Annotated in this window: 1 pseudogene; it reads left to right on the forward strand. The window is 58.2% G+C overall.

Annotated features, from left to right (window positions below):
• A pseudogene (locus tag L904_RS23490) lies at nucleotides 1-347 on the forward strand (mannose-1-phosphate guanylyltransferase/mannose-6-phosphate isomerase); the annotation flags it as partial.

Genomic DNA, 347 nt, shown 5'->3' on the forward strand with positions numbered 1-347 from the left:
GCGGTCGAGCAATATGAAAGCGACCTCGGTTTCGTGCGCCTGCATCAGGCAAGCTTCGAGGCTTCCCCGAAAAACTCCATCGACTATGCGGTGATCGAGAAGACCAAACGCATGGCGGTGGTGCACGGCCATTTCCGCTGGTCGGATATCGGCAGCTGGGATGCGATCTGGGAAATTGCCGACAAGCGCGGCAACGACAATGCGCTGGAAGGCAACGGCGTCTTCATCGATTCCGAAGGCTGCCTCATCCATTCGACGCAATTGCTGACGACGGTGGTGGGTGCCAAAGACATGGTGGTGGTCGCCACCAAGGATGCTGTTCTGGTGGTGCCGAAAAACCGGGTGCA

The organism is Agrobacterium sp. LY4 (genome assembly GCF_001526585.1).
Classification (GTDB): Bacteria; Pseudomonadota; Alphaproteobacteria; order Rhizobiales; family Rhizobiaceae; genus Agrobacterium; species Agrobacterium leguminum.